Annotated in this window: 26 protein-coding genes and 1 other annotated feature; of the genes, 15 read left to right on the top strand and 11 right to left on the bottom strand. The window is 63.2% G+C overall.

The features are described 5' to 3' along the window. Positions 1–6: 6 nt before the first annotated feature. The 3 genes from KF821_05965 to KF821_05955 are packed head-to-tail and all read left to right on the top strand — an operon-like array spanning position 7 to position 4,224. Positions 7–756, top strand: a complete 750-nt coding sequence (locus KF821_05965) for a hypothetical protein (GenBank protein MBX3005358.1) — start codon at positions 7–9, stop codon at positions 754–756. Continuing rightward, positions 753–2,234, top strand: a complete 1,482-nt coding sequence (locus KF821_05960) for an O-antigen ligase family protein (GenBank protein MBX3005357.1) — start codon at positions 753–755, stop codon at positions 2,232–2,234. Before KF821_05965 ends, KF821_05960 begins: the two co-directional genes overlap by 4 nt. Beyond that, positions 2,227–4,224 (top strand): immune inhibitor A, encoded by a 1,998-nt coding sequence (locus KF821_05955; GenBank protein MBX3005356.1) that lies wholly within the window; start codon positions 2,227–2,229, stop codon positions 4,222–4,224. Before KF821_05960 ends, KF821_05955 begins: the two co-directional genes overlap by 8 nt. 63 nt (positions 4,225–4,287) lie before the next feature. On the opposite strand, the gene KF821_05950 is transcribed toward KF821_05955, so the two are convergent. Further along, entirely contained in the window at positions 4,288–4,524 is a 237-nt protein-coding gene (locus KF821_05950) for a YtxH domain-containing protein (GenBank protein ID MBX3005355.1), read from the bottom strand. A gap of 219 nt (positions 4,525–4,743) precedes the next feature. Here KF821_05950 and panB point away from each other — a divergent pair, with 219 nt between their 5' ends. Genes panB through coaBC form a run of 6 tightly spaced genes read left to right on the top strand, consistent with a single transcriptional unit; the run spans position 4,744 to position 10,195 of the window. Continuing rightward, positions 4,744–5,631 (top strand): 3-methyl-2-oxobutanoate hydroxymethyltransferase, encoded by an 888-nt coding sequence (gene panB / locus KF821_05945; GenBank protein ID MBX3005354.1) that lies wholly within the window; start codon positions 4,744–4,746, stop codon positions 5,629–5,631. Then, complete coding sequence (locus tag KF821_05940; GenBank protein MBX3005353.1) at positions 5,632–6,528, top strand: 2-dehydropantoate 2-reductase; 897 nt, start codon at positions 5,632–5,634, stop codon at positions 6,526–6,528. Next, the gene (gene panC, locus KF821_05935) at positions 6,525–7,358 is read left to right on the top strand and encodes a pantoate--beta-alanine ligase (GenBank protein ID MBX3005352.1); all 834 of its coding nucleotides are present in this window, start codon (positions 6,525–6,527) and stop codon (positions 7,356–7,358) included. The genes KF821_05940 and panC overlap by 4 nt, the downstream gene beginning before the upstream one ends. 11 nt (positions 7,359–7,369) lie before the next feature. Then, positions 7,370–8,134, top strand: coding sequence for a type III pantothenate kinase (locus KF821_05930; protein ID MBX3005351.1), 765 nt, complete (start codon positions 7,370–7,372; stop codon positions 8,132–8,134). A gap of 1 nt (position 8,135) precedes the next feature. After that, positions 8,136–8,993 (top strand): hypothetical protein, encoded by an 858-nt coding sequence (locus KF821_05925; GenBank protein MBX3005350.1) that lies wholly within the window; start codon positions 8,136–8,138, stop codon positions 8,991–8,993. Further along, positions 8,990–10,195, top strand: a complete 1,206-nt coding sequence (gene coaBC, locus KF821_05920) for a bifunctional phosphopantothenoylcysteine decarboxylase/phosphopantothenate--cysteine ligase CoaBC (protein ID MBX3005349.1) — start codon at positions 8,990–8,992, stop codon at positions 10,193–10,195. Before KF821_05925 ends, coaBC begins: the two co-directional genes overlap by 4 nt. A gap of 29 nt (positions 10,196–10,224) precedes the next feature. On the opposite strand, the gene KF821_05915 is transcribed toward coaBC, so the two are convergent. From KF821_05915 to KF821_05880, 8 genes are read right to left on the bottom strand one after another with little or no spacing between them, the layout of a single operon-like run. Next, the gene (locus KF821_05915) at positions 10,225–10,803 is read right to left on the bottom strand and encodes a hypothetical protein (GenBank protein MBX3005348.1); all 579 of its coding nucleotides are present in this window, start codon (positions 10,801–10,803) and stop codon (positions 10,225–10,227) included. Positions 10,804–10,815: 12 nt separating this feature from the next. After that, on the bottom strand, positions 10,816–11,871 hold the full coding sequence (locus KF821_05910; protein MBX3005347.1) for a KOW motif-containing protein: 1,056 nt from the start codon (positions 11,869–11,871) through the stop codon (positions 10,816–10,818). Further along, positions 11,871–13,640 (bottom strand): glutamate mutase L, encoded by a 1,770-nt coding sequence (locus KF821_05905; GenBank protein MBX3005346.1) that lies wholly within the window; start codon positions 13,638–13,640, stop codon positions 11,871–11,873. The genes KF821_05910 and KF821_05905 overlap by 1 nt, the downstream gene beginning before the upstream one ends. Further along, positions 13,625–14,347, bottom strand: a complete 723-nt coding sequence (locus KF821_05900; protein MBX3005345.1) for a hypothetical protein — start codon at positions 14,345–14,347, stop codon at positions 13,625–13,627. The genes KF821_05905 and KF821_05900 overlap by 16 nt, the downstream gene beginning before the upstream one ends. After that, entirely contained in the window at positions 14,344–15,879 is a 1,536-nt protein-coding gene (locus KF821_05895; protein ID MBX3005344.1) for a hypothetical protein, read from the bottom strand. Before KF821_05895 ends, KF821_05900 begins: the two co-directional genes overlap by 4 nt. 9 nt (positions 15,880–15,888) lie before the next feature. Continuing rightward, positions 15,889–16,503 (bottom strand): hypothetical protein, encoded by a 615-nt coding sequence (locus KF821_05890; protein ID MBX3005343.1) that lies wholly within the window; start codon positions 16,501–16,503, stop codon positions 15,889–15,891. Then, positions 16,500–17,243, bottom strand: coding sequence for a hypothetical protein (locus KF821_05885; protein ID MBX3005342.1), 744 nt, complete (start codon positions 17,241–17,243; stop codon positions 16,500–16,502). Before KF821_05885 ends, KF821_05890 begins: the two co-directional genes overlap by 4 nt. Then, positions 17,240–17,458, bottom strand: a complete 219-nt coding sequence (locus tag KF821_05880) for a hypothetical protein (protein MBX3005341.1) — start codon at positions 17,456–17,458, stop codon at positions 17,240–17,242. The genes KF821_05885 and KF821_05880 overlap by 4 nt, the downstream gene beginning before the upstream one ends. A gap of 128 nt (positions 17,459–17,586) precedes the next feature. Between KF821_05880 and KF821_05875 the strand changes: the two genes are divergently transcribed. From KF821_05875 to KF821_05865, 3 genes are read left to right on the top strand one after another with little or no spacing between them, the layout of a single operon-like run. Next, the gene (locus KF821_05875) at positions 17,587–18,501 is read left to right on the top strand and encodes a hypothetical protein (protein MBX3005340.1); all 915 of its coding nucleotides are present in this window, start codon (positions 17,587–17,589) and stop codon (positions 18,499–18,501) included. Positions 18,502–18,532: 31 nt separating this feature from the next. Beyond that, positions 18,533–19,360, top strand: a complete 828-nt coding sequence (locus KF821_05870) for a DUF92 domain-containing protein (GenBank protein MBX3005339.1) — start codon at positions 18,533–18,535, stop codon at positions 19,358–19,360. A gap of 16 nt (positions 19,361–19,376) precedes the next feature. After that, on the top strand, positions 19,377–20,558 hold the full coding sequence (locus KF821_05865; GenBank protein MBX3005338.1) for a DegT/DnrJ/EryC1/StrS family aminotransferase: 1,182 nt from the start codon (positions 19,377–19,379) through the stop codon (positions 20,556–20,558). 59 nt (positions 20,559–20,617) lie between these two features. On the opposite strand, the gene KF821_05860 is transcribed toward KF821_05865, so the two are convergent. Together KF821_05860 and KF821_05855 are read right to left on the bottom strand one after the other, a co-directional pair. Further along, complete coding sequence (locus KF821_05860) at positions 20,618–21,292, bottom strand: hypothetical protein (GenBank protein MBX3005337.1); 675 nt, start codon at positions 21,290–21,292, stop codon at positions 20,618–20,620. A gap of 68 nt (positions 21,293–21,360) precedes the next feature. Beyond that, positions 21,361–22,221, bottom strand: a complete 861-nt coding sequence (locus tag KF821_05855; protein ID MBX3005336.1) for a SurA N-terminal domain-containing protein — start codon at positions 22,219–22,221, stop codon at positions 21,361–21,363. Between the two features lie 84 nt (positions 22,222–22,305). Here KF821_05855 and KF821_05850 point away from each other — a divergent pair, with 84 nt between their 5' ends. The 3 genes from KF821_05850 to pheT all read left to right on the top strand — a co-directional run bounded on the left by KF821_05850 (position 22,306) and on the right by pheT (position 26,935). Beyond that, positions 22,306–23,010 carry a 1-acyl-sn-glycerol-3-phosphate acyltransferase gene (locus tag KF821_05850; protein MBX3005335.1) on the top strand — a complete coding sequence of 235 codons (705 nt, stop codon included), beginning with the start codon at positions 22,306–22,308 and terminating at the stop codon, positions 23,008–23,010. A 40-nt stretch (positions 23,011–23,050) separates the two neighbouring features. Continuing rightward, positions 23,051–23,314 (top strand) — a binding site (T-box leader). Between the two features lie 39 nt (positions 23,315–23,353). Next, the gene (pheS, locus tag KF821_05845; GenBank protein MBX3005334.1) at positions 23,354–24,406 is read left to right on the top strand and encodes a phenylalanine--tRNA ligase subunit alpha; all 1,053 of its coding nucleotides are present in this window, start codon (positions 23,354–23,356) and stop codon (positions 24,404–24,406) included. Next, positions 24,407–26,935: a phenylalanine--tRNA ligase subunit beta gene (gene pheT / locus KF821_05840; protein ID MBX3005333.1), complete on the top strand. Its 2,529-nt coding sequence runs from the start codon at positions 24,407–24,409 to the stop codon at positions 26,933–26,935. The last annotated feature ends 24 nt before the right edge of the window (positions 26,936–26,959 follow it).

Raw genomic sequence — 26,959 nt, 5'->3', positions numbered from 1 at the left:
TCATCTATGACCCAAAAACGAGCATCCCTTCCCGCTGACCCGCTGGCCGAAATTCTGGCCGCCTGGCGCCTGTGGCTGCTGGGCGCCCTGCTGGGCGCGCTGCTGGCTTGGGGCGTCTATCAACTCTTCCCGCCCGCTTACCGAGCACGCGCCACCGTGGTGGTGGACGCAAACCTCGAAGAAGCCTGGCAATACTTCCCTGAGCGCGACCTGTTCCACTTTCTGTTCCGCGAAACGGAACGTATGGAAGAGCTGGCCTGGTCTGATGGCGTGTTGCGTGTTGTCGCCGAACGTGTGCCGGCTTATAACGTGCACGCGTTGCGCCGCGGCGCCCTGCGCCTCAGCCACCCCTCGGATGGCGGCTGGCACTTTTATGCCAACGCCAGCGAGCCGGGCGTAGCCCAGGCGCTGGCCTCCAGTTGGGCGCAAGCTTTCGTCAGCGCCGTGCAGGCCGCCGCCAGCGCCGCACCGGAGCTGCAGGCCGCCCGGGCGCGCATGAGCGCCGCGCTGCTGGCGGAGGGCGAGCCAGACCCCGCTGAGTTGTACGCCATCATGAGCGAACTCGAATACTTAGCCGAGCACACGCAGGGCATCTCCATGTATACCGAGCTATACGTCAGCCAGGCCGCGGAATTGCCCGTGCAGCATGCGGTCAGCACCGCCAGCTACATGCTGGTTGGCTCACTGGTTGGCGCGCTGGCGGCACCCTTGTACGTGCTCCTGATCCCGGCGCGCTTGCGCCGTGCCCGCGCATGAAGGCCCCCGCAGTAGACCGCGCCATTGCGCGCCTCACCAAGCTGTTGTGGGCGATCGCCTTGGTCGGCCTGCCGATCACCAGTTTCCCTTACATCCCCGGGCCATTAGGCTCAGCGCAGATCAAGCCCTTCTCCATGCTGCCGCTGGCCATTTTGTTGCCCTTGTTGTTGTGGCGGCAGGTACGCCAGAAGCGTCTGGAGCTGCCCGCCAATCTGCGCCCTCTGCTGGTCTTCCTGCTGTTTGCCGCCGCCAGTGGCGCCATCGCCCTCCTGTATGCGCCGGAGCCGTTGCGCGGCGCCGGGCTGGCAGGGCGCCTCTTGCGCGGCTGGGTATCCTTATCTGTCGGTCTGGCCTTCTTCTTCGCCACCTTCTGGATGAACCGCAACCGCCCCGCGCTGCACTTCACGCTGCGCTGGTTGTATGTCGGCTTGGTGCTCACGCTGCTATGGAGCCTGGTGCAGGCCCTGGCGATCCATACCGAGCTGGTCAACACCAGTTGGGTCAATGCGCTGCAGCGCCTAGTGTCTGAGCACCCGCTGTTTGACCGCCGTGTTAGTGGCCTAGCCTATGAGCCTTCCTGGCTGGCTGACCAACTCGTTGGCCTGTATCTGCCGTGGCTGTTTGCCGCCGTGCTCACCCGCAGCGCCCTTACGCGCTGGCGCTGGCTGGAGCCACTGCTCTTGCTGCTCAGCCTGGGCGTCTTGCTGCTCACCTATTCGCGGGGTGGCCTGGCGATGGCGCTGGTGTGTGCTGGCCTGGTGACCGTGCTGGCGGGCCGTGGTGCGCTGGGGCGCGCCTGGGGCTGGTATCGCCAGCCGTTTGCACACAAGTGCACCCGCCGTTCGGGCCTGCCGCAGCCCGCGGCCATCGCCGTGCGGCTGGGGTTGGCGCTGGGCGCGCTGCTGGTGCTGGCTGCCGCGGGCCGTTTCCTGGCCAGCTACGATTACATCACCAAGTTATGGGAGCCTAGCGAAAACGAAGAGCGCAATCTCGTCGAATACGTCATCGACATCAGCGCCGGGCCGCGCCTGGCCTACGCCGTGGCGGGCTATCAGGTGTTTGAAGCGGCCCCGCTTACCGGGGTGGGGCTGGGTGGCAGCGGCCTGTATCTCTTTGCGCACTTCCCGGATTGGTCCTACACCATCCCGGAGATCGCTCGTCAGCTCAGCCCGGATTCGGACATCATCCCCAATATCAAGAATTTGCATGTACGCCTGCTGGCCGAAACCGGCTTGCCCGGGTTTTGGTTCTTCAGCGTATTCTTCCTCTCCCATTTGGCCTTTGTGCGCCAACTGTGGGTAGCAAAAGATGGGTTTTATCGTTTTGTGGCTGTGGCAGGGTTATTTGCCTGGCTGGCAACCCTGCTGCGCAACTTTACCCAGGATTCATTTACCTTCCCGCTAATGTGGGTACTATTTGGCATCTTGGCTGGGATGCTTCCTTCCCAAGCCACGCACTTGAAAGGTCTACATGAATAAACGAACCCTCCTCATCCTCGCCATTGTGGCCGTCACACTGCTGATCGCCTGCATCGCCTGTTTTGCCATCGGCGGTCTGGGCTTCCTGTGGTTTTGGGAGAACGGCCAGGACTACCCCTCCAGCCTGAACGGCTCAGGCGGCAGCTCGCAACCCACGCCGCAGTTCATCGAAAGCGTCACCACGGTCAGTGACGCCACGCTGCGCGTGCTGGAGCAAACCATCGTGCCCGAGAACAACCCGGCCGAGATTGCCACACGTTTGCAGGGCATTCTCAACATCCCCGAATCGGTGCCCTATGCTGGCCCGGCCCGCGTGGGTGACCAAAAGAGCTTTTGGGTAACCAACAGCGATACGGACGAAAGTGCCTTGCACAATGCCACCCTGCGCTACGCGGGTGAGGTGGTCTACTTCTGGATCGAGAACGGCGTCAGCTACGATCAGGCCGATCTGGAGCGCCTGGCGAAAGCGTTTGAGAATGAGATGTACCCGATCAACCGCAATTTCTTCGGCAGCGAGTGGAGCCCGGGCATCGACAACGATCCGCACATCTACATCCTCTACACCACCGGTATGGGTTTCAATGTCGCCGGCTACTTCTCCTCCGCCGATGAGATCCACCCCATCGCCCGCGCCGATTCCAACGCGCACGAGATGTTCCTGATCAACGCCGACAACAGCCCGTTGGATGATGAGTACACCTATGGTGTGCTGGCGCATGAATTCCAGCACATGATCCACTGGAACACCGATCGCAACGAATCGAGTTGGATCAACGAAGGCCTGTCGGAATTGGCTACCCTGCTCAATGGCTACGTACACACGGGCTTTATCTACCAATACGCCAGCAATCCTGACCATCAGTTGAATGACTGGCCCAATCACGACAACACCACACCCTACTACGGCGCGGCCTTCTCCTTCGTCACCTACTTCCTCGAACGCTTCGGCCCCGAGGCTACCCAGGCGCTGGTGGCTGACCCGGCCAACGGGCTCGACTCGGTGGACAATGTCTTGCGGGCTGAGGCCGCCACGGATGGGCTCAGCGGTGCCCCGGTGCTGGCCGATGATGTGGTGCTGGACTGGGTGATCACCAACTACCTGGGGGACGATGCCAACATTGCCGATGGCCGCTATAGCTTCCCGCAGTATGGTGACCAGATCTATGTGCAGACCTATCCCACGGAATACGTCTCCACCTGCTCCACGGAGAAGCAAACCCGTGATGTCAACCAATATGGCGTGGATTACATCAACCTGAGCTGCCCCGGTAGCACCCTGGTGTTTGAGGGTGCCACCTCTACCAAACTCATCCCGCAGGATGCCTACTCCGGCGAGTATGCCTTCTGGTCCAACAAGGGCGACGAATCGGACATGACCCTGACGCGCAGCTTCGATCTGCGCGGCGTGAGCGCCCCGCTAAGTCTGGAATATTCGATTTGGTACAACATCGAAGAAGATTGGGATTACGGTTACCTGCTCGCCTCCACCAATGGCGTCACTTGGGACTTTTTGCAGACCGCCAATGGCACCGATAGCAATCCCACCGGCGGCAACTTTGGCTGGGGCTATACCGGTTTTTCTGGTGGCGCGGAGCCGGGCAACTGGATCCAGGAGCGCGTGGACCTCTCCGCCTATGCCGGGCAGGAAGTGCAACTGCGCTTCGAATACATCACCGATGCCGCCGTCAACGGCGAAGGCTTCATGGTGGATGACATTGCCATCCCGGCGATCGACTACTTCGAAGACTTTGAGCAGGGTGATGGCGGCTGGGTAGCCGACGGCTTTGCCCGTGTGGAGAATCTGCTGCCGCAGAACTTCCGCCTGGCGCTCATTCGCCACGGGGCTGACACCACTGTTGAGATCCTCGATGTGCCCGCCGATAACCGCCTGGCGATTGACATTGCCGGGGACGACGATGTCACCCTGGTGGTGCTGGGCACCACACGCTTCACCCGCCAGACTGCGGTCTACCGCTTCTGGTTCGAGTAAGCCTGCGCTACAAACTAAAAAGGCCGCCCATAGGGGCGGCCTTTTTGTTTTACATGCAAGCGTTTAGCGGTCTTCCAATGGGATCTCGCGCACTGGGTTGCGCATGCTACTCAGTTGGCGTTCCAGCTCTTCGCGGCGCTCGCCGGCGGCCTCGCTGAGCTCATCGCGTACCCGGCTCCAGCGGTCACGCAGTTGCCCGCGCAGGTCCTCGCCAGAGCTCGGCGCCGCCAGAATGGCAATGCTGCTGCCGATCAACGCGCCGCTCACCACACCCAAAAGAAAAGCAAAAAATTGCCTCATCGTCCGTCTCCTTGTTTCACCTTGACTAATTATAACGAGCCACGGGTGGTGCTACTACTTGCGTAAGCCGCTCTCACGCTATAATTAAGCTACTGCTTGGACCCCTTTCGGGGCCGAGACGGTAGATAAATTCACACGATGCTGCATAGCGCAGCTGTCTGCCGCCTTTCCACGCTGGGCGGCATTTTTTGTGCCCGGCTGTTACTGTGCGGAGGTTGAATGTCCACAGAAGCACCTAAACCCAACAGCGCTACTGCGGCGCGCCCCAAAGTCACCACGCGCACCTTCCGGCAAATGAAGAAAGACGGCCAGCCCATCACCATGCTGACCGCCTATGACTATCCGACTGCACTGGCCCAGGAGCGTGCCGGTGTGGATGCGATTCTCGTGGGCGATTCGCTCGGCATGGTGGTGTTGGGTTATCCCAACACGCTGCCGGTCACCATGGAGGATATGCTGCACCATTGCAAGGCTGTCTCGCGCGGCGCGCAGACCCCCATGCTGATTGGTGACTTACCCTTCATGTCGTATCAGGTCTCGGTGCAACAAGCCGTGAGCAATGCCGGCCGCTTTTTGCAAGAAGCTGGCATGGATGCCGTCAAGCTCGAAGGCGGCCAGGAGCGCGCCGAAGCCGTACGCCAGATCGTGGCCGCCGGTATTCCCGTCATGGGCCACCTGGGGCTCACCCCGCAGAGCGTGAACACGCTCGGCGGCTTTCGCCCGCAAGCGCGCACCAAGTCTGCGGCGCGCAAGCTGATCGATGATGCCCTGGCCCTGCAAGACGCCGGCGCCTTCAGTGTGGTGCTCGAATCGGTGCCAGACCGCCTGGCCGAATGGATCTCCAAAAAGCTCAGTATCCCTACGATTGGGATTGGCGCCGGGGTAGGGTGTGATGGTCAGGTGCTCGTCACGCATGACCTGCTCGGTTTGTTTGACCGCTTCACCCCCAAATTTGTCAAAAAATATGCAGACCTGCACACCACCATGGTGGATGCTTTTGGCATCTACATTCAGGAAGTGCAAGCGCGCAGCTTCCCCACCGATGAACACAGCGTAAGTATCAAAGACGAAGCGTGGGACGCCTTGCTCAAGGAGCTGGGAGACTAAGTGTCCACGCTCATCGTCGGCAGCGGCGCGCTGGCCTGTCTGTTCGCCGCCCGCCTGGCCGCCATCGGCGAGCCGGTGAACATGCTCGCCACGTGGCCTGAGGGGCTGCGCGCCCTGCAGGAGACTGGCGTCACGCTGGAGCACGACGGCACGCGCAGTATCTTTCCTGTGCGCGCCAGCAGCAACCCCCAAGATTTTGCCGGCGCGGCGCGTGCGCTCGTGCTGGTCAAAAGCTGGCAGACGGCGCGCGCCGCTGAGCAGCTGCAAGCCTGCCTGGCGCCGGGTGGCGTAGCGCTCACATTACAAAATGGCCTCGGCAATCAGGAAACGCTGGAAGCAGCGCTAGGCGCGCCGCGCGTCGCCGTGGGGGTCATCACAACGGGTGCCACGCTGCTGGGGCCGGGCGTGGTGCGCTGGGGTGGGGATGGCATCATCACCCTCGGCGCGCATGCCCAGCAGGCCAGTTTTGCCGCGCTCTTTGAGCAGGCTGGCTTTCAGGTCCATCTGGCAGAAAGCGTTGCCGCGGTACAGTGGAGCAAGCTGGTCATCAACGCTGCCATCAATCCGCTCACCGCGCTGCTCAATATCCCCAACGGGGAGCTGCTCACCCGCCCGGCCGCCGCGGCACTCAGTGCCCAACTGGCGCAGGAAGCAGCAGCTGTTGCCGCTGCTCTCGATGTTCCGCTTACCTTTGCCGACCCCGTCGCTGCGGCCCAAGACGTGGCACGTCGCACGGCGGCCAACCACTCCTCGATGCTGCAAGATGTGTTGCGCGGCGCGCCTACCGAGATTGAGGCCATTTGCGGCGCTATCGTGCGTGCCGGGCTGCCGCTGGGTGTACCCACGCCCGCCAATGAAACCCTATGGAAACTAGTGGAGGCTCTGACCCCTGCATGAAAACCGTCACCACGCTTAGCGAGCTGCGTGCCGCCCGCGCCGAGTTGCCCGGCACGCTGGGCTTCGTGCCCACCATGGGCTATCTGCACGCCGGGCACATCTCTCTGGTGCAACTCGCCAAGCGAGACTGCGCCTCAGTCATCGTCAGCATCTTCGTCAATCCGGCGCAGTTTGGCCCCAACGAAGACTTGGCTGCCTATCCGCGCGATATTCCGCGTGATTTGCACATGCTGGAAGAAGCCGGCGTGGATCTGGTCTGGCTGCCCACGCCGGAGGTGATGTATCCGCCCGGCTTTCAAACCTGGATCGATCTCGAAGAGATCACCCAGCCGCTTGAGGGCGGCATGCGCCCGGGCCACTTCCGCGGTGTCGCCACCGTAGTGGCCAAGCTGTTCAACGCCGTGGGGCCAGATAAAGCCTACTTCGGGCAGAAGGATGCCCAGCAGGTCGCCGTCATCAAGCGCATGGCGCTCGATCTTAACTTCCCGCTCGAGGTTGTGGTTGGCCCCACGCAGCGCGAGGCAGATGGCCTGGCGCTGTCCAGCCGCAACAAATATTTGAACGATGCCGAACGCGCCGCCGCCCCCGTGTTGCAACGCGCTTTGCAGGCAGCGCAAGCTGCGTATGCCGCTGGCGAGCGCAGCGCGGCTGCCTTGCGCTCCCTCATGCAGCGCACCATTGAAGCGGAGCCGCTAGCGCGCCTTCAATACGTCTCCTGCGCCCATCCGCTGACCCTGCAAGAGCTCGACACCATCACTGAGGGCGCATTGCTCTCAATGGCTGTGTATTTTGGCAAAACACGTTTGATCGATAACATGGTTCTGGAATAGAAAGGGCATCTATGCTACTCGCCGTAGATATTGGTAACACCAACGTCACCTTAGGTCTGTACGATGGCGATACGCTCGGCCCGCGCTGGCGTGTGGCCACCAACCACAGCAGCATGCCGGATGAGTACGGTTTGCAATTCATCGGCATGTTCCGCCATGCGGGCATCCCGGTAGAGCAGCTCACTGGCATCTGCCTGGCTTCCGTGGTGCCGCCGCTCACCGGCAAGATCGTTGAAGCCTGCCGTACCTATCTACAGAAAGACCCGCTGGTGGTGGATGCTGGCGTGAAGACTGGCGTGCGCGTGCTCTACGAAGACCCGCGTGCCGTAGGTGCAGACCGCATTGTAGATGCGGCCGCCGTGCAGCATCTCTATGGCGGCCCCGCCTGCGTAGTGGACTTCGGCACGGGCACCACGTTTGACGCCATCACCGCCAACGGCGAATACCTTGGCGGGGCTATTGCCCCCGGCATCGGCATTGCCGCCGAGGCGCTGTTCTCGCGTGCCGCCAAGCTCTCGCGTGTTGACCTGCAGCGCCCGCCCGGCCCCATTGGCCGCAACACCACGCATGCTATGCAATCCGGCCTGTTGTTTGGCTATGTGGGCCTGGTAGAAGGCCTGGTGGCGCGTTTCCGTGCCGAGCTTGGGCCAGACATGAAAGTCATCGGTACCGGTGGCCTGGCCGAGATCATTGCCAAAGAGACGGATGTAATCCAGTTCCTTGCGCCCTGGCTGACGTTGGATGGTTTGCGTATCATTTGGGGGCTGAACAACTAAGATGACCAAACCCATCGCTTTTGCTACAGATGCCGAGTGGCCGCAACTCACACCATCAGACCAGCTGGCTGCTGCCGCCCTCGCTGAGCTAGGCGTCCGCGTGCAACCCGCCCGCTGGGATGTGCCGCAGGACTGGGCGCAGTACCGCGCCGTCGTCATCCGCTCCCCCTGGGATTACCATGTGCGCGCCGCTGAATACAGCGCTTGGCTCGATGGGTTGGAGGCGGCGGGTGTAGCAGTCTGGAATCCGATTGCAATTCAGCGCTGGAACATGCACAAGGGCTATCTGGCTGAACTTGAAGCCAAAGGCGTGCGCATCGTGCCCTCGCTATGGCTGAAGCAGGGCCAGCCCATCCCCTATGCCGATGTGCAGGCGCAAGGCTGGGAGCGCGCCGTGCTGAAGCCGCTGGTATCGGCTGATTCGTACAAGACCTGGATCATTGACAACCAGCAGGCCTGGGATACATACCAGCCCGAAGTGCTGGCAGAGACAGACGGTGTGGTGCAAGCTTTCATGCCTGAGGTGCAAACGGCAGGCGAGCACTCGTTTATCTTCTTTGATGGCCAGTTCAGCCATTGCGTGCTGAAAACGCCCAAGGATGGCGATTTTCGCACGCAGGCAGGCTACGGCGCCACCGCCCGCGCCGTAGAGGCTGAGCCGGGCTGGATCGCTCAGGCGCAGCAGGTGCTGGCGGCGGTGGACCAACGCCTGGCCTATGCGCGGGTAGATGGCATTCTGCGTGATGGCCTGTTTTACTTAATGGAGTTGGAGCTCATTGAGCCCCACTTGTTCTTGGAATGCAGCCCGGGCTCGGCACAACAGTTTGCCCGCGCCCTGCTGGCGTGTCTGGAGGGATAGTGCTACCACTCGCATCCAAACGTATCGTCCTTGGCGTCACGGGGTCGATTGCTTGCTATAAAGCCGCTGATCTGGCCTCCAAGCTCACGCAACTCGGTGCCGAGGTGGATGTCATTCTCACCACTGCCGCCGAGCATTTCATCAAGCCGCTCACCTTCCAATCGGTGACTGGCCGCCGCGCCTATGTGGACCAAGACCTGTGGGGGCCGGAAGGGCACGTGTTACACGTGAAACTGGGCAAAGACGCAGACTTGGTGCTGGTTGCGCCCGCTACGGCCAATACGCTTGCCAAGCTGGCCGCCGGGCAGGCCGATAACCTGCTCACCCTCACCATCCTGGCCGCCACTGCACCGCTGATGCTCGCCCCGGCGATGGACGGCGGCATGTATGACCATCCGGCCACCCAGGCCAGCTTGGAGACCTTACATGCACGCGGAGCGTATATTCACGGCCCCGTCAGCGGCCACCTGGCCTCCGGCCTGAGCGGCGTGGGCCGCATGCTGGAACCGGCTGAGCTGGCCGGCTACGCGCGTGTAGCGTTGGGTGCGGGCGGTGCGCTATCAGGCCGTCGCATACTGGTGACGGCCGGCGGCACGCAAGAGCCGATTGACCCGGTGCGCGTCATCGCCAACCGCTCCTCGGGCAAGCAGGGGTATGCGTTGGCTCAAGCCGCGCTGGATCTGGGTGCAGAGGTGACGTTAGTCTCTGGCCCAAGCGCGCTCAGCGCGCCAGTTGGCGCTGAGCTGCTGCGCGTGCAGACCGCCGTCGAGATGCGCGATGCCGTGCTGGCCCGCGCCGGTGCAACCGACGCGCTGCTGATGGCCGCCGCCGTGGCAGACTTCCGCCCCAGCAACGCCTCCGATAAAAAGATCAAGCGCGCCGAAGGCGTGCCCACGGTGGAGCTGGCTGCCAATCCGGATATTCTGAAAGAGGTTGGCCAGCTAGCGCAGAAGCCGCGCGTACTGGTGGGCTTTGCCGCCGAAAGCAACGATCTGCTCTCCAACGCGCAGGGTAAGCTCGCCAGCAAGGGCCTGGATATGATCGTGGCCAATGATGTCAGCGCACAAGATGCCGGCTTTGAAGTGGATACCAACCGTGTGATCTTGCTGAGCAAAGACGGCGCGCAAGACGAGCTGCCGCTGATGAGCAAATACGAAGTGGCATACAAGGTGCTCGAAAAAGTAGCCGCACTGTTAAAGTAAAAAAGCCCCGCAATTTTGCGGGGCTTTTTTTATTCGTGTGCGTTACGCAATCTGCGTGCGGTGATGATGATCGCCAGTAACAGCGCCGCGCCGAGCGTCAGCAGGCCGGGGCCGCCAAGATCATCCGCCAGGCCGCTTTGCGGCAGGGCGCTGGGTGTTGCCGTCGGCGCCGAGGTGGGCGTGGCGTTGGGGTCAGTGGTAGCCGCGGCCTGCGCTTGCGCCAGTGCAGCCTGCGTCAGCAGCGCTTCCACGGTTTGCGTGGCCTCGGGGTTGGTGGTAAACAGCGGTGTCACCGGTGTATGGGTAGCGGTGGCCGGCACGGGAGTGCGCGTGGCCGTGGCCGTGCGTGTCGGGGCTATCGTATTTGTTGGCGCCAGGCTGGAGGTGGCGGTAAAGGCTTGCGTGGCGGTGGCCTGCGCTGCGCCGTCTTCGGCCGCGGCGCGTTGCTGCTGCGGCAGGATCACCAGGGCGTACACCGCAAGCGCGATCAGCGCCAGCAGCATTAATCCGCCCAGCAGGCCGGCAACCAGCAAGAATGGGCTGCCCGAGCGCTTGGGTGGGCCAGAATTCGGCTCAGAAGGCAAATCGAGATCGGCGTCGTCTAACATTAACGCTTATTTTTACCCCAGAAGTTCCAGGTTTGCCAGCGGCACGCGCGCCTGCCCGCCGCTGCTGAGCGCTAGTTCGGCGGCCGGGCCGCGCAGCTGGCTTTCATAGATCACATTTTGGCGCAACTCGAGGATCTCGCCCAGCGCACCTTTATAGCGCCCGGAGAGCACCCGCACGGTTTGCCCGATGCGAAAACTTTGCATTTCCACGGGGAGAGGGGGGCGCCCGGCTTCGGTCAGCGGGATTATCAGCTCGGGCCGCTCCCCACGATAGGGATCATTGGTCTGAGCATTGATCGCTGCCGCGGCGCCCGCGTGCAAACTCAGCAATTTGTATGCATCCGCATTGATCGCCAGTTGGCCAAAGCCTTCCAGCACCACGATGGGATACTCCATCGCCTCAGCCAGGGGCAGCAGCCGCGTGGCCAGGCTGCCCAGCAGCAGGCCACGGATCGGCACCTGGCCGGCGAGTTCGAGTGCCTGGCGTTGGCTGCAGTGCCCGGCAATCAAGATCGCGCCGCGCAAGCTCATATCAATTTGGTCGGCGGTCAATTGGTGTTGCGGGCTGTCGGCTACCATTTGCAGGTGACCCTCACCGCTGAGGCCGTTGCCCCACACCCCTTGCATCCAGGCACACACGCATTCGATGGTGACACTTAGGCCCGGGTCAATATCGATGACCTGGCCGGGCACGCGTGCCAACACCTGGGAATGCGCCTCATCGCTGACTTGCAGCAGGATGTGGCCTTCGCTGATCGCCGCGATGCGGCCTGCCGCCGGGGCGCGTAGTTGGCGCTGCGCCAGGCCGCGGCTGCCCGCCAGAATGGCGCCCTCTTCCACTTCTTCGCCGATTTCACGCCGGATGAATTTATCGGCCCGGTTGGCCGCCACCCCCAGGGCGCGCGCCGCATCCAGCATCAGGTGCTGCTTGTGCAGCTCGGTCTTGCCAATCACATCACTGGCACGCAGGCGGTCACCCAGGCCAACACTGATCGTGCCCTCTACCGGCAGTTGGCGCGTGCGCCGCAGGGTGGTGAGCGGCTGGATGTAGGTGATCGGGGCTAGCATTATGCCGCTCCTGTCAGGGCCGCTTCCCAGGCGCGTAATTGCTCCTGGCGCTTGTTGAACGACATCGGCATTTGCACTGGGCGGCCGCGCGTATCAAAGATCAAACCGAAGGCGCCGCCCACCACGCGGCGGATCCAACCGCCGCGCCCCGGCCCCAACCCGATGTTCATGTTCTGCAGTGGCTGCACGTAAATATCGGCGGCTTTGCCTGGTGCCAATGGCAAGGTAAGAATGCCGCCCTCGCTGATCTCCACCACAGCATCCTTCTGCCCCTCGCGCACCATTTGCACCCGCAGCACCGTGCTGCCGCTGCGCGCTGCGCCCACCGGCACGATCACCGTGCCCAGGTTCATGAACGCGTTGGATTCCAGCACCTGCACTGCCAGCAGCGGGTCGATCGCCGCGGCGGCGCCCAGCGAGCTGGCTACATTGTTCTGATCCAGAATGATGGTGACGATGCCCACCGGCTGCACCGCATCCAAAATTGCCAGCAGGCTTTGCTCAGGGCGGGGGTGCTGTGCCAGGGTGCTGCCCGCCGCCAGGATGCGATCAAACCACGGCACCGTACCACTCAGCGGGTAGATCGCATCGCTAGGGAACATCGGCAAGCTCTTGCCGATTGCCAGGCGGAGCGCTTGCCGTGCTGCGGCCAACTCAATATCCAGTTCGTGGGGCGTGGCGGGCAGGGTCTGCGGGTGCAACGGCTTGTTGTAGAGATAATCGAGCACGAACTCATCGGGCACGTCGTGCGCCAGCCAGCGCGTGATCTGCTGCAGTTGTGTCTCGGCCAGCATGCCCTTCAAGCCGCTGCCCATCCCGATGTGCGCAAAGTTGCGCACCTCCAACTGGCCACTGAAGGCCGCGGCCACCGTCGTGCTCGCCGCGCCGAGGTCTACGCCGAGCATCCCCTTGGGCGCATCGATCACGGTGCTGAGGAAGCGCACGGTGCGCCCGAACGCCTGGGCGCTGGGCATCAGCCGGGTTTCGGCCAGTTGATTGAGCGCCGCCAGCCCGTTGAGCTTGCGGGCTTGAATTTCAAACAACAATTGCGTTAGCGCCGCCTCAGCCGGGCCGAGATTCTCCTCATCCAGGCTGGGGCGAATGTTGGCGCTCTTGTAGAGCGAGGTCAGCGGCGCCAGCAAAGCATCCATCTCGCTGTGCAGGGTCTCATTGCCTACGAACAACACCGGCGGGCGCGCGCTGGCAGGCAGGAGTTTGAGCGCCAACGCTAAATAGTTTGCCAGGCGCACCACTGAGCGCGAAGCGCCGCGATCGGTGCCGCCGGCGATGACGATGAGATCCGGCAGGGTTTGTGAGATCGCGTCTACGATGTTTTCGGGCCGGCGCCGGTCGCTCAGGCTGAAGCTTTCTACGATCTCGCAGTGGAAGGAATCAACCAGGTTGTTGACGCTGCGCAGTGAAACCGCATCCAGCAGGCCCACGGTGACGACGCGTAGTGCCGGCCCCGCGGAGAAAGTGGCGGTTAGTGCGTGCGCGCCGGCGTTAGCCTCCGCGTCCGCGGCCAGCAGTTGGCCCCGGGTGCTGAGCAGCGGCCGCCCGGTGATCTCTTGCAATTGCGCCAGCGCGTCTTGCACGCCGCGGTTGACGTCAAACGCGGGTGCGCCGGCGGTGGTCAGCGCTTCGCCGGCGGCGATGAAACGATAGCGCCCTTCCACCACATCAAAAAACTGGGCGCGTGTGTTCACGCTGCCTAGATCGATCGTAACCATGGGGTGCGAACCGGGGGTCATGTTCACCGTGCCACCCATTGCGTGAATAGGGTGTACAAGAAATCCAGCCGTTCGGTCAGCGCGCCCATCGCCGCCAGCAGAACCCCACTGAACAGCGTGGCCAGCGTAATGGCGATGAACACACTGCCCGCCCAGGCCAGCACGTCCACCAGAATGTTGCGCTGCGGCGCCTGTTTGCCGCGCCCGCGCGCCCCGAAGTGGAAATAGGCCAAGGTGCTGGCGATGGCCAGCAGGGTCAGCATGCCTTGCAGAATGATGCTCAGGCTTTCGCCGTAGTAGCCGCCTTGCAAAGCCAGATCAAAATTACTCACGTCAAAAATGGTGGCGCTGGCGTTGATCTGCGGCAGTAATGTGCCTTGCAGCGCGCCGGCGATCGCCAGCGCCGCGCCCACGCCGACCAGGATGGCGCTGGCCGGGTTGCCCAGGCGCGCAGTGCGCGGCGAGAGCTTGGTGAGCAGCAGTAGCGTGAGCCCCAGGCGAATGCCAAGTTCGAGCCCATCGATGCTGGGGGTGACGCCACTGGCCAATTCCACCAGGGGGAAGACCAGCTGGGGCAACAGCACATCTTGGACCACCAGTGCACCGGCATAGCCGGCGGCGGCACCGATGAAGAGATTGAGCGCGATGCGAAAGACGGGATGATCGCCAAAAATGTAAGAGAGGGTCACCAGGGTTAGTACCCCGGCCAATAGGCTGCCCGTCAATCCAAGCCACTCGCCGCTCATACGCTGCTCCCCTGCGGTTTCTCGGCCTGGCTGTGGATTACGCGCCCATACAGCCCGCCGAGTACGATCACCATCAGGGCGGCGCCCAATTGGTAGCTATACGAATCCCAGTAGCGCTGGCTCAAGCTATCGCGGGCGCGCAAGCGTTCGTAATGCGCCCCACCGCGCACCCCGGCCACCAGCGCGGCGATCTGGGCTGGCTGCGTATCCAGATAGGCATGCAATAGCGGCGCGGCCTGGGCGCTGCTGACCACGTATAAACCTTCACTCAATTCCGGCGTGGCTTGCTCCACCCAGGCGCGGCCATCTTCAGCTTCGCTCACCACCAGCAACACCAATGCGAAATCATCCAGCGTAGTAATGTTCTGCAGCGCCGGGCGGCTCCAGGGGTTGACAAACATAGCCGGGGCGGAGAGCAAGGTGAGGGCTGGGTTGCTGGCAAAGCTGCGCATGCCGGCCATACCCCCTGGTAAATACCCCAGTGAGATGTAATCCTGCGTGGCGATCAGCGGCAACTGTGCAAAATCCTGCTGCAATAAGCGCTCGGCCAGCGCCGGGCCACTGGGCTGCGTGGAAACAAATACCAGGCGTGCCTGGCGATCAAGCAGGTGGCCGATCACCGGGCTGGCCGCGGCGCGCACTTCGCCGTAAAAGGCGGGCTGTACATCAAAGATCACTAGCACCGCGGCTCCGCTGGGCAATACATCGATGCTGTTGAACATCGCCGTGCCTTCGGGCAGCGCCTCCGGCTCCGGGCGCGGCGCTTGCAGGCCGCGGCCCAGCAGCGGCCACAGCGCCGCCAACAGCAATCCGGCGGAAAGCAGCAGGGTGAGTAGCCGCGCCGGGCGGCGTTGCTGCGCCGCGCTATCGCTGGCTGGCTGTGCTTCACTGGCGATCAGCGCCTGCAGAACCGTGGCGTGGCGCTGCTGCGCCTCGCTCACTTCCAGCCGCGTGGAGAACACCGGCGCTTTGCCGATCTTGGCTACTTCGGGCTCGGCAGGCAGGATGCCGCTCAGACCGGCCAGCGGCCCGGCATTTTCCATGTCTGCGGGGGGCAGCAGGTCGTCTTCTTCGCCCGCGTAAAAGGCTGGCGTGCTGCTGGCGGGTGCTTGCAGCCAGCTGGGCAGCTCCAGCGGGGCCTCCTCGTCGTCAGGCAACTCACTAAATGCGGGCGTTGTGGCCGGCGCGGGCGGTTCGTCGTCTTCCAGCCAGTCAGGCACTTCGCCGTGCGTTTCTGGCTCGGCTGCGAAGGCAGCGGCTTCGGCTTCAGGTGTTTGCAAGCGCCGGCTCTCCAGCCGGAAGGGTTTGTTGGGCTGCGTATCGGAGAGGGAGCGCTCGGCGTCCAGGCCGCCCTCTTCGCGATGGCGGCGGCGAATATCAGCCAGCCAATCGGGCTCAGCCTCGGGCTCTGCGGCAGCGTGAGCAGCGGCATCCTCCGGCGCGGCGGGCGGCTCAGGGTCATTCTGCTTGCGGCGCAGGTCCTTAAGCCACTCGGGCAGATTCTCGTCGGGGTCGTGATGCGGGGTACTCATCGTCAGCCGTTAAGCGCCATAGGGGCGGTCGGCCCCCAGCAGGATGCGCACGCCGGTGGTGATCGTGCCCAAGGCCACGCCGATCAACAAACCGCGCATCGCCCCCAGGGCCAGCACGTTGTTGATGTAGGGCGCCAGCACCCGCGTGAAGTAGGGTAGCTCCATGCCAAACAGTGGCCCGGCGCCCAGCAATAAGACCACCAGAGTAGCAATGAAGACCATGTTCATCAAATCAGTGCGTTGCTGCAGGCTGCGTGCCGCTGCCAAGGTCAAGCTGATCGCCAGCACTGCCAGCAAGCTGGTTTCCACCGGCACGATCAAATAATTGAAGATCCATTCGGCGGTTTGGCTGTCGCTGCCTTGCAGCAGCGTGATCACAAACGTGATCACCAGCGCGGCGATCAGCACCGCGCTGTAAAGCCCATGCTCTCGGTTGCGGATGCGCTGGTAATGCACTTGCAGTAAATTGAGCAGGCCCAACAGCAGTGCAGTAGCGGCCAGCAACATCGCCCAGTTGAGAATGCGATTACGCAGATCGGCCAGATCCGGCACGAACAGGCCCACCAGCACCAGCAAGCCAAAGGCGATCGCCAGCGCGGTGGATAGCGGCGCACGCATTTTCATTGCCCGCCTCCGAACAGGGGTGCCAGCGCCAGGATCACGATCAGCACAATGATCACCCAGCGCAACACATCTTGCGTGTGCAGGCTGGCGGCGTGGGCCGCGTTGGCTTGCGTATATGCGCCCGCGGCGTAGACTTCTTCACCCAGCAACGGCTCGTGCGCCGCGGCGAACAGCACCGCCTGGGCGCTCAACGCTGGGCTGCCGCCCAGGCTGAAGCCGGCGCGGCGCTGAGCGGCATCGGCGATCAGCCCGGCTTCAGGGCCGAACAAGCCCAGCATGGCGCTGGAGAGCGCCGTGCGATCCAGCACCGAGGGCAATGCGCTGGCAGCGTAGGCAAACGGCGTCAGCCCGGTGGTTTGCGCCAGCTCCAGCGTGAAGTGCTCACTGATTCCCAGGCGCCGGTAGGTGCTGCGCAGCGTATCCTGTGCCAGCACCATCAAGGTGCCATCGCCGCTGGTGGCCACCGGGGGCTGGTCGCTATCGGCGGCCACTTCGGCCAGTTGTTGCAGCAGGGTCAGCCCGGCCAGGCCAGCCGCGCTGTGCGCACTCAGCAGGCCGCCGTGACCCAGGTTGACCTGCAGGCGCGAGCCGTCTTCCACCGAGAGCTCAATGCTGCGCTGCAAACGTTGGAAAGCGGGGATTTGGCGCAGGGCGCGCTTTTTACCGCCCTTCCATACAGAGAACAGCACGATCAGGGCGGCGATCAAGCCCAGGATGGCCAATGGGGAGGGGGAGTTCATTGGGCCGCTCGCAAAGCCCGCGCCAGGGTGTGGCGTTGCTGCGGGTCTTCCAGTTGGCGCGCCAGCACCTGCAGGCTGGGGCGCGGCCACCAACTGGCCAGCAGTGGCTCGGCCAGGTAGAGGCCTTGTGCGGCCAGCAACGCAAACACAGCGTGGGTTTCCAGCACGGCCGCGGCCAGTGAGCCCAGGCCTAGCTGCTGAATTTTTTGAACCACCGGATTGTGAGGAGGTGCAGGCGAGATGGAGGATGGCACAGGTGGATTGTATATGTCGCAATTCGCAGGGTCAAGCGAGACAGCACCTTGATCTGCAAACTGTGCCCGGCTTGGATTAATATAGAGGCATGGCCTCTGCTGAGCCCGCCAGCTTGTTGTTCGAGCCTCCGCGTCGCCGCGGCACGGGGCTGCATCTCTCTGCGGCTGCCTTAGTTGCCAGCATCGTCGCCGTGCTCTATTTGCTGGCACTGGCTCAGCCGCCAGGCTTGGCGGCTATCGTACTGGTGGTCCTGGCCTCGCTGGTGGCGCTGGCCCTGCCGTTCCTCTTCTATAAGCTGTATTGCCTGCATAAATCTGGCTACTGGATCAGCCGCGATGGTTTGCGCCTGCGCTGGGGCTTGCGCGCGGTGGATTTGCCCTACAGTGCCATCGTGGATATTGCCCGCTGGAGTGAGCTCGAAGCCCCGCCGGCCTTGCCACGCGCCATCTGGCCCGGGGCCGTAGTGGGCCAGGTGCGCGATGCTGAGCTGGGCACGGTGGAATACCTCGCCGCCGACAAAACCCGCCTGGTGCTACTGGGCACCGCCGAGCGCGTGTATGTGCTCTCCCCCGAGCGCGAGGCCCAGTTTGTGGCCGCCTTGAAGCGCGAGGCCTTGCGCGGCAGCCTGCGGCCGCTGGCGGCGCGTTCCTTCGCCCCCAGCTTCGTGCTGGTGGAGGCCTGGGGCCAGCGCCACGCCCGCCGCCTAATTGCCAGCGGAGCCGCCCTGGCCCTGGCGCTGCTGCTGCTGGTGGGCTTCCTGGCCCCGGGGCTGCCTGCGGTCAACCTGGGCTTCGCCGGCGATGGGTCGCCGCTGCCCGCGGTAGCGGGTAGCCAGCTTTTGCTGCTACCGGCGCTCAATTTGCTCTTCTATGTGGGCAATCTGCTACTGGGGCTGTTGTTCTTTCGTGAGCCGCAGGGCGAAAACCTCTCCACGCTGCTGTGGGGCAGCAGCCTGGCGAGCAGTGCCCTCTTTCTGGGGGCGGTTATTGTGAGCATCCTCTAGGGTTATCCACACAATCAGGTAAGTTATCCACATGTTCCCGATTTCCTTGCAATTGAGTGCGCTCCAGTTGGGTATTGGGTTGCTTCTGGCCGCGCTGGTGGCTGGGGTAGCCTGGCGCCTGGGCCTCCTGGCCCGCAGCGGTGCGATTGCCGCCTGCCTGCTGGGCGGGGCCGTCTATGCACTGGGCGGCTTGCCCGCGGCGATTCTGCTGGTGGCCTTTTTCGTCTCCTCCAGCTTGCTGACGCGTTTGTTCACCCGCCGCAAACGCGTGGTGGCCGGAACGTACTCAAAGGGTGGGCAGCGCGATGCTGCCCAGGTGTTGGCCAACGGTGGCCCGGCGCTGCTGGTCCTATTACTCAGTGCCCTGCTGGGCTGGCCCGCCCGGCTGGCCTGGCCGGCGTTTGCCGCTGTCTTGGCCAGCGTCACCGCCGATACCTGGGCTACTGAGCTGGGTGTATTGAGCCGCAGCCAGCCGCGGCTGATCACCACCGGCCGGCGGGTTCCCAAGGGCAGCTCTGGGGCGGTGTCGGCGGTGGGCAGCCTGGCGGCTGCCGCCGGGGCAGTGTTCATCGCCGGCCTGGCCGGGCTGCTTGGCGCCGGCGGCGGGCGGGTGATCGCCAGCATTGCGCTGGCGGGCAGGCTGGGCGCCTTCTTCGATTCCCTCCTGGGTGCCACCCGGCAGGCGATCTACTATTGCCCCAACTGCAAAAAAGAGACCGAGCAGCATCCGCAGCACACCTGTGGCACGCCCACGCGTTTGCAGCGCGGCTGGGCCTGGCTCAATAACGACTGGGTGAACCTGCTCAGCGCCCTGTGTGCGCTGCTGGTATTGTTGGCTACAACCCATTTCTGGCTGTGAGATAATCGCCGCGCCGATGAACCAACCACACATTCCCATGTCTTCGCCTGACCTGACCGCGGCTGAACGCGAGGCGGTGCGCCAGGTGCTCGAATCGCCCGTGCTGAGCATGGGCGCCCATACCAGCGCCTTTGAAGAGGCCATGCGCAGCTATGTGGGCAGCCAGCACGCCATCGCCGTGAATTCCGGCACCGCCGGCCTGCACCTGTGCGTGCGTGCTGCCGGCATCGGCGCGGCCGATGTCGTGCTGACTACGCCGTTCTCCTTCGTAGCCTCCACCAACGTGCTCCTGTTCGAGCAGGCCATTCCCGTTTTTGTCGATGTGGACCCGCAGACGGGCAATATCGATGTGCACCAATTGCAGGCCGCCGCCCAGGATCTGGCGCAGGGCGGCGCGGCTGCGGCGCGCTGGTTGCCGCGCCACGGCGCCGCCAACGCCCGCCCGCTGAAAGCGATCCTGGCCGTGGACGTGTTTGGCCAGCCTGCGGATTACGATGCCATTCAGGCGCTGGCCGATGCGCAGCAGCTGCACATCATTGAAGATTCGTGTGAGGCGCTAGGCGCCGAGTACAAGCAGCGCTCCGCCGGCCGCTTGGGCCATAGCGCGGTGTTCGCCTTTTACCCCAATAAGCAAATGACCACCGGCGAAGGCGGCATGATCGTCACCGATGACGCCGCCGCTGCGGATCTGATGCGCGCTCTGCGCAATCAGGGCCGTGCCGTCGGCGATACCTGGCTGGAGCACACCCACCTGGGCTACAACTATCGCATCAATGAAATGAGCGCCGCCCTCGGCCAGGTGCAATTGCAGCGCCTGGATGAAATGATGGCACGCCGTGCCCAGGTGGCCGCGTGGTATACCCAGCAGCTCAGCGAATTTGAACTGGTGGAAACCCCGCAGGTGGTGCCAGCCACCACGCGCATGAGCTGGTTCGTCTATGTGGTGCGCCTGGCCGCGCAGATCGACCGCCAGGCCGTGATCGCCCGCCTGGCCGAAGCCAACATCCCGGTGCGCCCGTACTTCGCCCCGATCCATTTGCAAAAATACATGCGTGAACGTTTTGGTTACCAGCCCGGCGATTTCCCGATCACCGAGGACTTGGGGGCGCGCAGCCTGGCGCTGCCCTTCTCCAGCGTGATGACCGAAGCGCAGGTGAGCCAGGTGTGCGCCGCGCTGCAGCGCGCCGTGCTGGCCTGATCCCCCTCAACAAAAAAAGCCCGGCAACGCCGGGCTTTTTTACTCTCGCAGACCAGCCTCTAGGGCTGCTCGCGGAAATTGATCATGATCAGATTCTGATTGCATTCACTGCGCGTGCTGAAGCTCACCGGCGCTGAAAGCGGCAGCCCTGCTTCGTTCAGCAAGACGATTTGCAAGCTGTTGTCTGAAGCCAGCGCCTTATCCGCCAGTTGGATTTCGTAATAGGCCCCGGCGCCATATTGCATCGCCGCGCCGGTCAAGCCGAGCTTATCTACTGGCTGGCCGTTCAGCGTGCCGCTCACTTGCACGCGGATCCCCGGCCGCGAGCTATCGTCGAGCCCGAACACCAGGCCGAACACGCCCAGGAAGTTGCAGGCTTGCTCTGGGCGGAACAAGGCCGCCTCCAGATAGGCCGGGCTGCCTTCCTGCAATTGGTAGATCAGCGCTGGCAGCGTAGCGCTGGGCTGCGGGGTCGCACTGGGGGCTAGCGTCGGCGCCAACGTGGGCTGTAGCGTGGCGGTGGGTAGCTCCGCGGTGCTGCTGGGGGCTACGGTAGCGGTGAGCGGCGGCAGCGGGTTCCAATCGCTATCGGGATTGTTGAAGATCTCCCAAAAGAAGCCCCCGGAGCACAGCGTAGCCAGTAGGGCTACCAGGCTGCCAAGATTCAATAAGGCGGAGCTCAGCGTGCGTGTGCTGCCCTTGGGCTTCTCTTCTTTGAAATCGAACTCGTCCATTTTCGCTCCTGGTGCAAGGTGGCACGGCCACCTCTGCATTCTATATGCGCCTGCGGCCCGCAGGGTGTTTAGGGCAGGCTCAGTTCAATCGCCGCGTTGGCCCGCTGTGCGGCCAGCCAGGCGGCCACCGCCTGGCTTTGCAGCACACGGTAGGCCTGCGGGCTAAGCGGGCGAGCGGGCTCGTGGGCCAGCACCTCGATGAGGTGAAAGCCCAGGGCGCTCTCGATCACCTGGCTGTACTGCCCGGGCTGCAGCGCAAAGGCGGCGTCTTCCACTTCGGGCTGCAGCAGATAGCCGCGCGGAAACCAACCTAAGGTGCCCAGGCGGCGTGGGTCGTTATTCTGCACCACGCTCTCAAAGCTGGCCCCGCCTTCCAGTTGCGCCAGCAAACGCTCTGCTGAGGCCTGATCGGGCAACAGCACCTGGCGCGCCTCCACTTGTTCGGCGCTGGCCGGCACGGCGGCGCTGAGGGCTGCCACCTGTTGCGCGGCTTCCAGCTCCAGGCGCAATTCCTGGCGGTATTGCGCCTCGGTCAGCCCAAAGGTAGCCAGCCAGCCGGCAAAGGCGTCGGCCCCGCCGGCCTGCTCGGTGATGCTGGCGATGCGCTCATCCAGCAGCGCATCATCGGCTACAAAGCCTGCGGTGCGGGCGGCCTGGGCCAACAGCATGCGGTCAACCAGCGCATCCAGCACCGTCTGCTTGGCTTCTTGCGTTGCCAGAAGCGTGCCAGTTTCGCTCTGCGCTTCCTGGAACATGCGCATATTGAGGTTGTAACTCTCAGCCAGAATGCCTTCGCCATTCACCACGGCCACGTTGTGTTGCGGGGTGGCTGTGGCGGTTTCGGGAACTGGTAGGCTGGCTTGCGGGGTGGGAGATTTGGGGGTGCAGGCTGCCAGGAGCAGGAGACTGAGAAAGACAAGTTTTCGCATGAGGCATCGATTATACAAGCCCGCCGCTATCACGAACGGCTCGGTGAGCGGTGGTTTCCTTGATAAAATGCGCTCACATTCCCTATGGATTACTCACGATTACTTCGTTTTGTGGATTTTGCGCTCAAGCACCTGTGCGATGTCACCCTCAAGGGGGTGGAGAAGCTGCCGCGCCGCGGCGCCGCCATCGTTGCCATTAATCACCTCGGCTTCCTGGATCCCGCCCTAGGCCTGGTGTGCATCCGCCGCCCGGACCTGACCGGTTGGGTGGCCGATAAGCACAAGAAGAATCCACTGTACTCCTTCTTCATCAAAGCCGCCGATGGCATCTGGCTTGACCGTGAGCATGTGGATATGAACGCGCTACGCAAAGCGCTGCAGGCATTGAAGGAAGGCCGCATCTTTGGCCTGGCCCCTGAAGGTACGCGCAGCCCCACCCACGCTATGCTCAAAGCCAAGGAGGGCGCCTCGTACCTGGCGATCTCCAGCGGCGCGCCGATCTACCCGATGGCGGTCACCGGCACCGAGGATTCGGCCAACGAGTGGCTGCACCTGCGCAAGCCGGTGCTCACCGCCACCATCGGCGATCCTTTCACCTTGCCGCCCTTCACCCCGGGCAATCGCCAGGAAGAGTTGGCACGTGGCACGGATGAGATCATGTGCCGCATTGCGGTGATGCTGCCCGAGAAGTACCGCGGCTACTATGCCGATCACCCGCGCTTGAAAGAGCTGCTCGCCGAGCAGGCGGCTCAGCCGGCGGCCGAACAGCCCGCCGCGGCGGTGGCTTGACATTGCGTTTCTTTGGCGCATAATAGGCGCACATCACGAATACACAACGTTGACAGAGGAAAGTAAGCGTAGTTCCGTACTGTTCAGGGAGGCGTGGCCCAGACTGCAAGCCCGCCCAGTATCCTGCGCTGAAGTTCCCTCTCGAGTTGCTCGCTTGAATGCTACTGCCGCCGGCAGCCGCTACTAGAGCCAGCCGTACTCCCACGATACCGGGAAAACCATGGGCCACTGTGTGGCCGTTGGTTGAGTGGTAGCCGCACGGCGGCTGCAATTTGGGTGGTACCGCGGAGCTCCCGTCCCTTTGAGTGGACTGGAGCTTTTTGTTTTTTTTGGAGGAAGACGCATGGAGAATTTGCAAACAATACGTGAGCAGGCGCTGGCGGCGCTCAATGCCGTGCAGGATCTGGACGCGCTGGAGCAGTGGAAGGTGGCCCAGCTCGGCCGCAACGCTGCGCTCACCCAGGCGCTGAAAGGCCTGGGCCAACTCAGCGCTGAGGAGCGCCCGCTGGCCGGCAAACAAGCCAACGAGGTCAAGCTGGCGCTCGAAGCCGCCTTTGACGAAAAGCGCAGCGCGCTGGAAGGCGCGCGCCTGCGCCAAGCGCTCAGTAGTGAGAAGTTGGACGTGACCCTGCCAGGCCGCTCGATTGCGCTGGGCCGCCTGCACCCGATCACGCAGACCCTGCGCCGCATCAATGCCATCTTTGCCCAAATGGGCTTTCAGGTTTACCGCTCGCGCGACGTAGAGACGGATGAGTACAACTTCCTGCTGCTCAACTTTCCGCCCAACCATCCGGCGCGTGAAATGCAAGACTCTTTCTATGTAGAGGGCGGCGCGCCGGATAACCCGACCCTGATGCGCACCCACACCTCCGCTGGGCAAATTCACGCCATGCGTGAATACGCCGCCAAGGACCCTGCCAGCCCGCCGCCGATCCGTATCGTGCTGCCGGGCATGTGCTATCGCTTTGAGCAGGTCTCCTCGCGTTCCGAGGTGCAATTCACCCAGGTGGAAGGGTTGGCCGTGGGCGAGAACATCACCTTTGGTGATCTCAAGGGTACGCTCACCGATTTTGCCCAGCGCTTCTTCAACGCCAATGTGCGCACGCGCTTCCGCGCGTCGCACTTCCCCTTCACTGAGCCCAGCGCCGAGATGGATGTGGAGTGCTTCGTGTGTGGCGGCAAAGGCTGCTCGGTGTGCAAGCACAGCGGCTGGCTCGAGATCTTGGGCAGCGGCATGGTGCACCCCAACGTGCTGCGCAACGGCGGTTACGACCCTGAGAAGTATTCTGGCTTCGCCTTCGGCATGGGGCCAGAACGCCTGACGATGCTGCGCTACCGTATTGAAGACATTCGCTATTTCTGGCGCAATGACATGCGCTTTTTGGAGCAGTTCTAAATGAAAACGCCCCTTTCCTGGCTCAAAGATTTTGTTGATCTTGAGGGCATTAATCTCGAGGAATTAGCTCACACCTTAACGGTGGCCGGCCTCGAGGTCGAAGAGATTCACTACATCGGCCTGCCTATGCCCAGTGGCTTGCAGCAGACCAAGGTCAGCGGCCTTTCCTGGGATCCTGAGAAGCTGGTGGTCGCCGAGGTTCGCGAGGTCGGCCCACACCCCAACGCCGATCGCCTCGTGTTGTGCCGTCTCTTCGATGGCGAGCAGGAGCACACCGTGCTCACGGGTGCGCCGAACCTGTATGACTACAAAGACAAAGGCGAGCTCAAGCCGCCCCTCAAAGTGGCCTATGCCAAAGAAGGCGCTGAGATCTATGACGGCCACCAGGAAGGCATGCACAAGACGGTGCTGAAGCGCACCAAGATCCGCGGCGTGGATTCGTACTCGATGGTGTGCTCCGCCAAAGAGCTGGGCATTTCCGAGGAACATGAGGGCATCATCTTCCTGCCCGCGGATGCCAAGCCCGGTGCGCCGCTGGCTGACCTGCTCGGCGATGCGGTGCTCACCATTGCTATCACGCCCAACATTGCGCGTGATGCCAATATCTACGGCGTGGCGCGCGAGATTGCTGCCCTCACCGGCCGCGCTCTCAAGCCCATGCCCACTGATGTGCAGGCGGATGGCCCTAAGATCGATGGCGCGGTCAAGATTGACATCCAGGACAGTGAGCTCAACCCGCGCTTTGTGCTCGGTATGCTGCGCAACGTAGAGATCAAGCCTAGCCCAGATTGGGTGCAGCAGCGCCTGCGCCTGGCGGGCATGCGCCCGATCAACAACATTGTGGATGCCACCAATTACGCCATGCTCGAGCTCGGCGAGCCATTGCACGCCTTCGATTACGACGTGCTCGTGCAGCGCGCCGGCGGCAAGCCGCCCACCATCATCACGCGCCCAGCTAAACAGGGCGAAACGCTCACCACGCTGGATGGCGTGGAACACAGGCTGGATGATTTCACCGTGCTGGTGTGCGATACCGCCGGCTCGCTGTCCATCGGCGGCATCATGGGCGGCCTCGAATCCGAAGTCACCGAAACCACACGTAACGTGCTGCTGGAAGGCGCGGCGTGGAACTTCATCAATGTGCGCAAGACGCTGGTCGCCCAGCGCATGTCGTCTGAGGCCGCCTATCGTTTCTCGCGCGGTGTGCACCCTGCCATGGCGCCGCGCGGCGTCAGCCGCGGCCTAGAGCTCATGCGCCAATGGTCGGGTGGGGTGGTGGATGCTGGCTTAGTAGACGAATACCCCCAGCCCGCTGAAGTGGTGCAGGTCCAGATCAGCCCCGCGGATGCCAAGCGTTGGCTGGGTGTTGCGCTCAGCAATGAAGCGATGAGCAAGATCCTCACTCAGCTCGGCTTTGAGGTTGCGCCGCAAGGCGATGGCTTGCAGGTCACCGTGCCCGATCACCGTCTCGACATTGAAACGGGCGTAGTGGGCAAGGCTAACGTGATGGAAGAAGTGGCGCGTATCTACGGCTACGACAACATCCCCGCCACGCGCCTGGCAGACCCGCTGCCACCGCAGCACGGCAACCCCAAGCTGGAATTGGAGGAGCGCATCAAGGATCTGCTGGCGCGCATGGGCATTCAGGAAGTGATGACCTATCGCCTGACCGCTCCCGAGATCGAGGCGCGCCGCTTGCCACCCGGCACCCCGCCGGATGATAAGCCCTACGTCAAGCTCGCCAACATCATCTCGCAGGAGCGTACCGTGCTGCGCAAGAGCCTGCTCGCCTCGGTGCTGGAGATTGCCGAGCGCAACGCACGGTTGCGCCAGCGTATTGCCCTGTTTGAAGTCGGGCCGGTGTTCCATGCCTCCGAAGAAACGCTGCCAGATGAGCTTCAGCGCCTGGTCGTGATCCTCGGCGGCCAGCAGCAGCCCGCCGATTGGCAGGCTGCAGACAGCGCCGCCTATGATTTCTACGCCGCCAAGGGTGTTGTCACTGAGCTATTGGCAGGCCTGGGCCTGCACAACCTGAAATATGAACCGGGCGAGCATCCCAGCTTCCACCCGGGCAAGTGCGCCCGCGTGCTGGCCGGCGAGCGCCAGCTGGCCGTCTTCGGCGAGCTGCACCCGCAGGTACAAAGCCAGTACGATCTGGGCGCACACACCCTGCAAGCCATCACGCTCAATCTCGATGTGCTGGGCGAGTTGGTGCCCGAGCGCTTCGACTCGCGCCCCGTACCGCAATACCCGCCGGTGATCGAAGATTTGGCCGTGGTGGTAGACGAGAGTTTGCCGGCCGGTAAGGTCGAGGCGATGATCGCCCAAACGGGTGGCAGCCTGCTGGCCGCGGTGACGCTGTTTGACGTCTTCCGTGGTGATAAGATCGGTGCGGGCAAGAAGAGCCTGGCCTATCAGCTCACCTACCAGCATGCGGAGCGCACGCTCACTGATGATGAAGTGGCCAAGCTGCGTGATCGCATCATCCGCCGCATCACGCAGGAGCTGGGCGCCCAGTTGCGTGCCTGACGCGAAACAATACATCACACGTAT

This window comes from Anaerolineales bacterium, assembly GCA_019637755.1.
In the GTDB taxonomy this organism is placed as follows: Bacteria; Chloroflexota; Anaerolineae; order Anaerolineales; family UBA11579; genus JAMCZK01.
This window is presented reverse-complemented; position numbering and strand designations above follow the sequence as displayed.

Bases quoted from the DNA above. Each gene is read 5' to 3' on its own strand.
- KF821_05965 (MBX3005358.1), top strand. From the start codon at position 7: ATGACCCAAAAACGAGCATCCCTTCCCGCTGACCCGCTGGCCGAAATT.
- KF821_05960 (MBX3005357.1), top strand. From the start codon at position 753: ATGAAGGCCCCCGCAGTAGACCGCGCCATTGCGCGCCTCACCAAGCTG.
- KF821_05955 (MBX3005356.1), top strand. From the start codon at position 2,227: ATGAATAAACGAACCCTCCTCATCCTCGCCATTGTGGCCGTCACACTG.
- KF821_05950 (MBX3005355.1), bottom strand. From the start codon at position 4,524: ATGAGGCAATTTTTTGCTTTTCTTTTGGGTGTGGTGAGCGGCGCGTTG.
- panB (MBX3005354.1), top strand. From the start codon at position 4,744: ATGTCCACAGAAGCACCTAAACCCAACAGCGCTACTGCGGCGCGCCCC.
- panC (MBX3005352.1), top strand. From the start codon at position 6,525: ATGAAAACCGTCACCACGCTTAGCGAGCTGCGTGCCGCCCGCGCCGAG.
- KF821_05930 (MBX3005351.1), top strand. From the start codon at position 7,370: ATGCTACTCGCCGTAGATATTGGTAACACCAACGTCACCTTAGGTCTG.
- KF821_05925 (MBX3005350.1), top strand. From the start codon at position 8,136: ATGACCAAACCCATCGCTTTTGCTACAGATGCCGAGTGGCCGCAACTC.
- KF821_05915 (MBX3005348.1), bottom strand. From the start codon at position 10,803: ATGTTAGACGACGCCGATCTCGATTTGCCTTCTGAGCCGAATTCTGGC.
- KF821_05910 (MBX3005347.1), bottom strand. From the start codon at position 11,871: ATGCTAGCCCCGATCACCTACATCCAGCCGCTCACCACCCTGCGGCGC.
- KF821_05905 (MBX3005346.1), bottom strand. From the start codon at position 13,640: ATGGGTGGCACGGTGAACATGACCCCCGGTTCGCACCCCATGGTTACG.
- KF821_05900 (MBX3005345.1), bottom strand. From the start codon at position 14,347: ATGAGCGGCGAGTGGCTTGGATTGACGGGCAGCCTATTGGCCGGGGTA.
- KF821_05895 (MBX3005344.1), bottom strand. From the start codon at position 15,879: ATGAGTACCCCGCATCACGACCCCGACGAGAATCTGCCCGAGTGGCTT.
- KF821_05890 (MBX3005343.1), bottom strand. From the start codon at position 16,503: ATGAAAATGCGTGCGCCGCTATCCACCGCGCTGGCGATCGCCTTTGGC.
- KF821_05885 (MBX3005342.1), bottom strand. From the start codon at position 17,243: ATGAACTCCCCCTCCCCATTGGCCATCCTGGGCTTGATCGCCGCCCTG.
- KF821_05875 (MBX3005340.1), top strand. From the start codon at position 17,587: ATGGCCTCTGCTGAGCCCGCCAGCTTGTTGTTCGAGCCTCCGCGTCGC.
- KF821_05870 (MBX3005339.1), top strand. From the start codon at position 18,533: ATGTTCCCGATTTCCTTGCAATTGAGTGCGCTCCAGTTGGGTATTGGG.
- KF821_05865 (MBX3005338.1), top strand. From the start codon at position 19,377: ATGAACCAACCACACATTCCCATGTCTTCGCCTGACCTGACCGCGGCT.
- KF821_05860 (MBX3005337.1), bottom strand. From the start codon at position 21,292: ATGGACGAGTTCGATTTCAAAGAAGAGAAGCCCAAGGGCAGCACACGC.
- KF821_05855 (MBX3005336.1), bottom strand. From the start codon at position 22,221: ATGCGAAAACTTGTCTTTCTCAGTCTCCTGCTCCTGGCAGCCTGCACC.
- KF821_05850 (MBX3005335.1), top strand. From the start codon at position 22,306: ATGGATTACTCACGATTACTTCGTTTTGTGGATTTTGCGCTCAAGCAC.
- pheS (MBX3005334.1), top strand. From the start codon at position 23,354: ATGGAGAATTTGCAAACAATACGTGAGCAGGCGCTGGCGGCGCTCAAT.
- pheT (MBX3005333.1), top strand. From the start codon at position 24,407: ATGAAAACGCCCCTTTCCTGGCTCAAAGATTTTGTTGATCTTGAGGGC.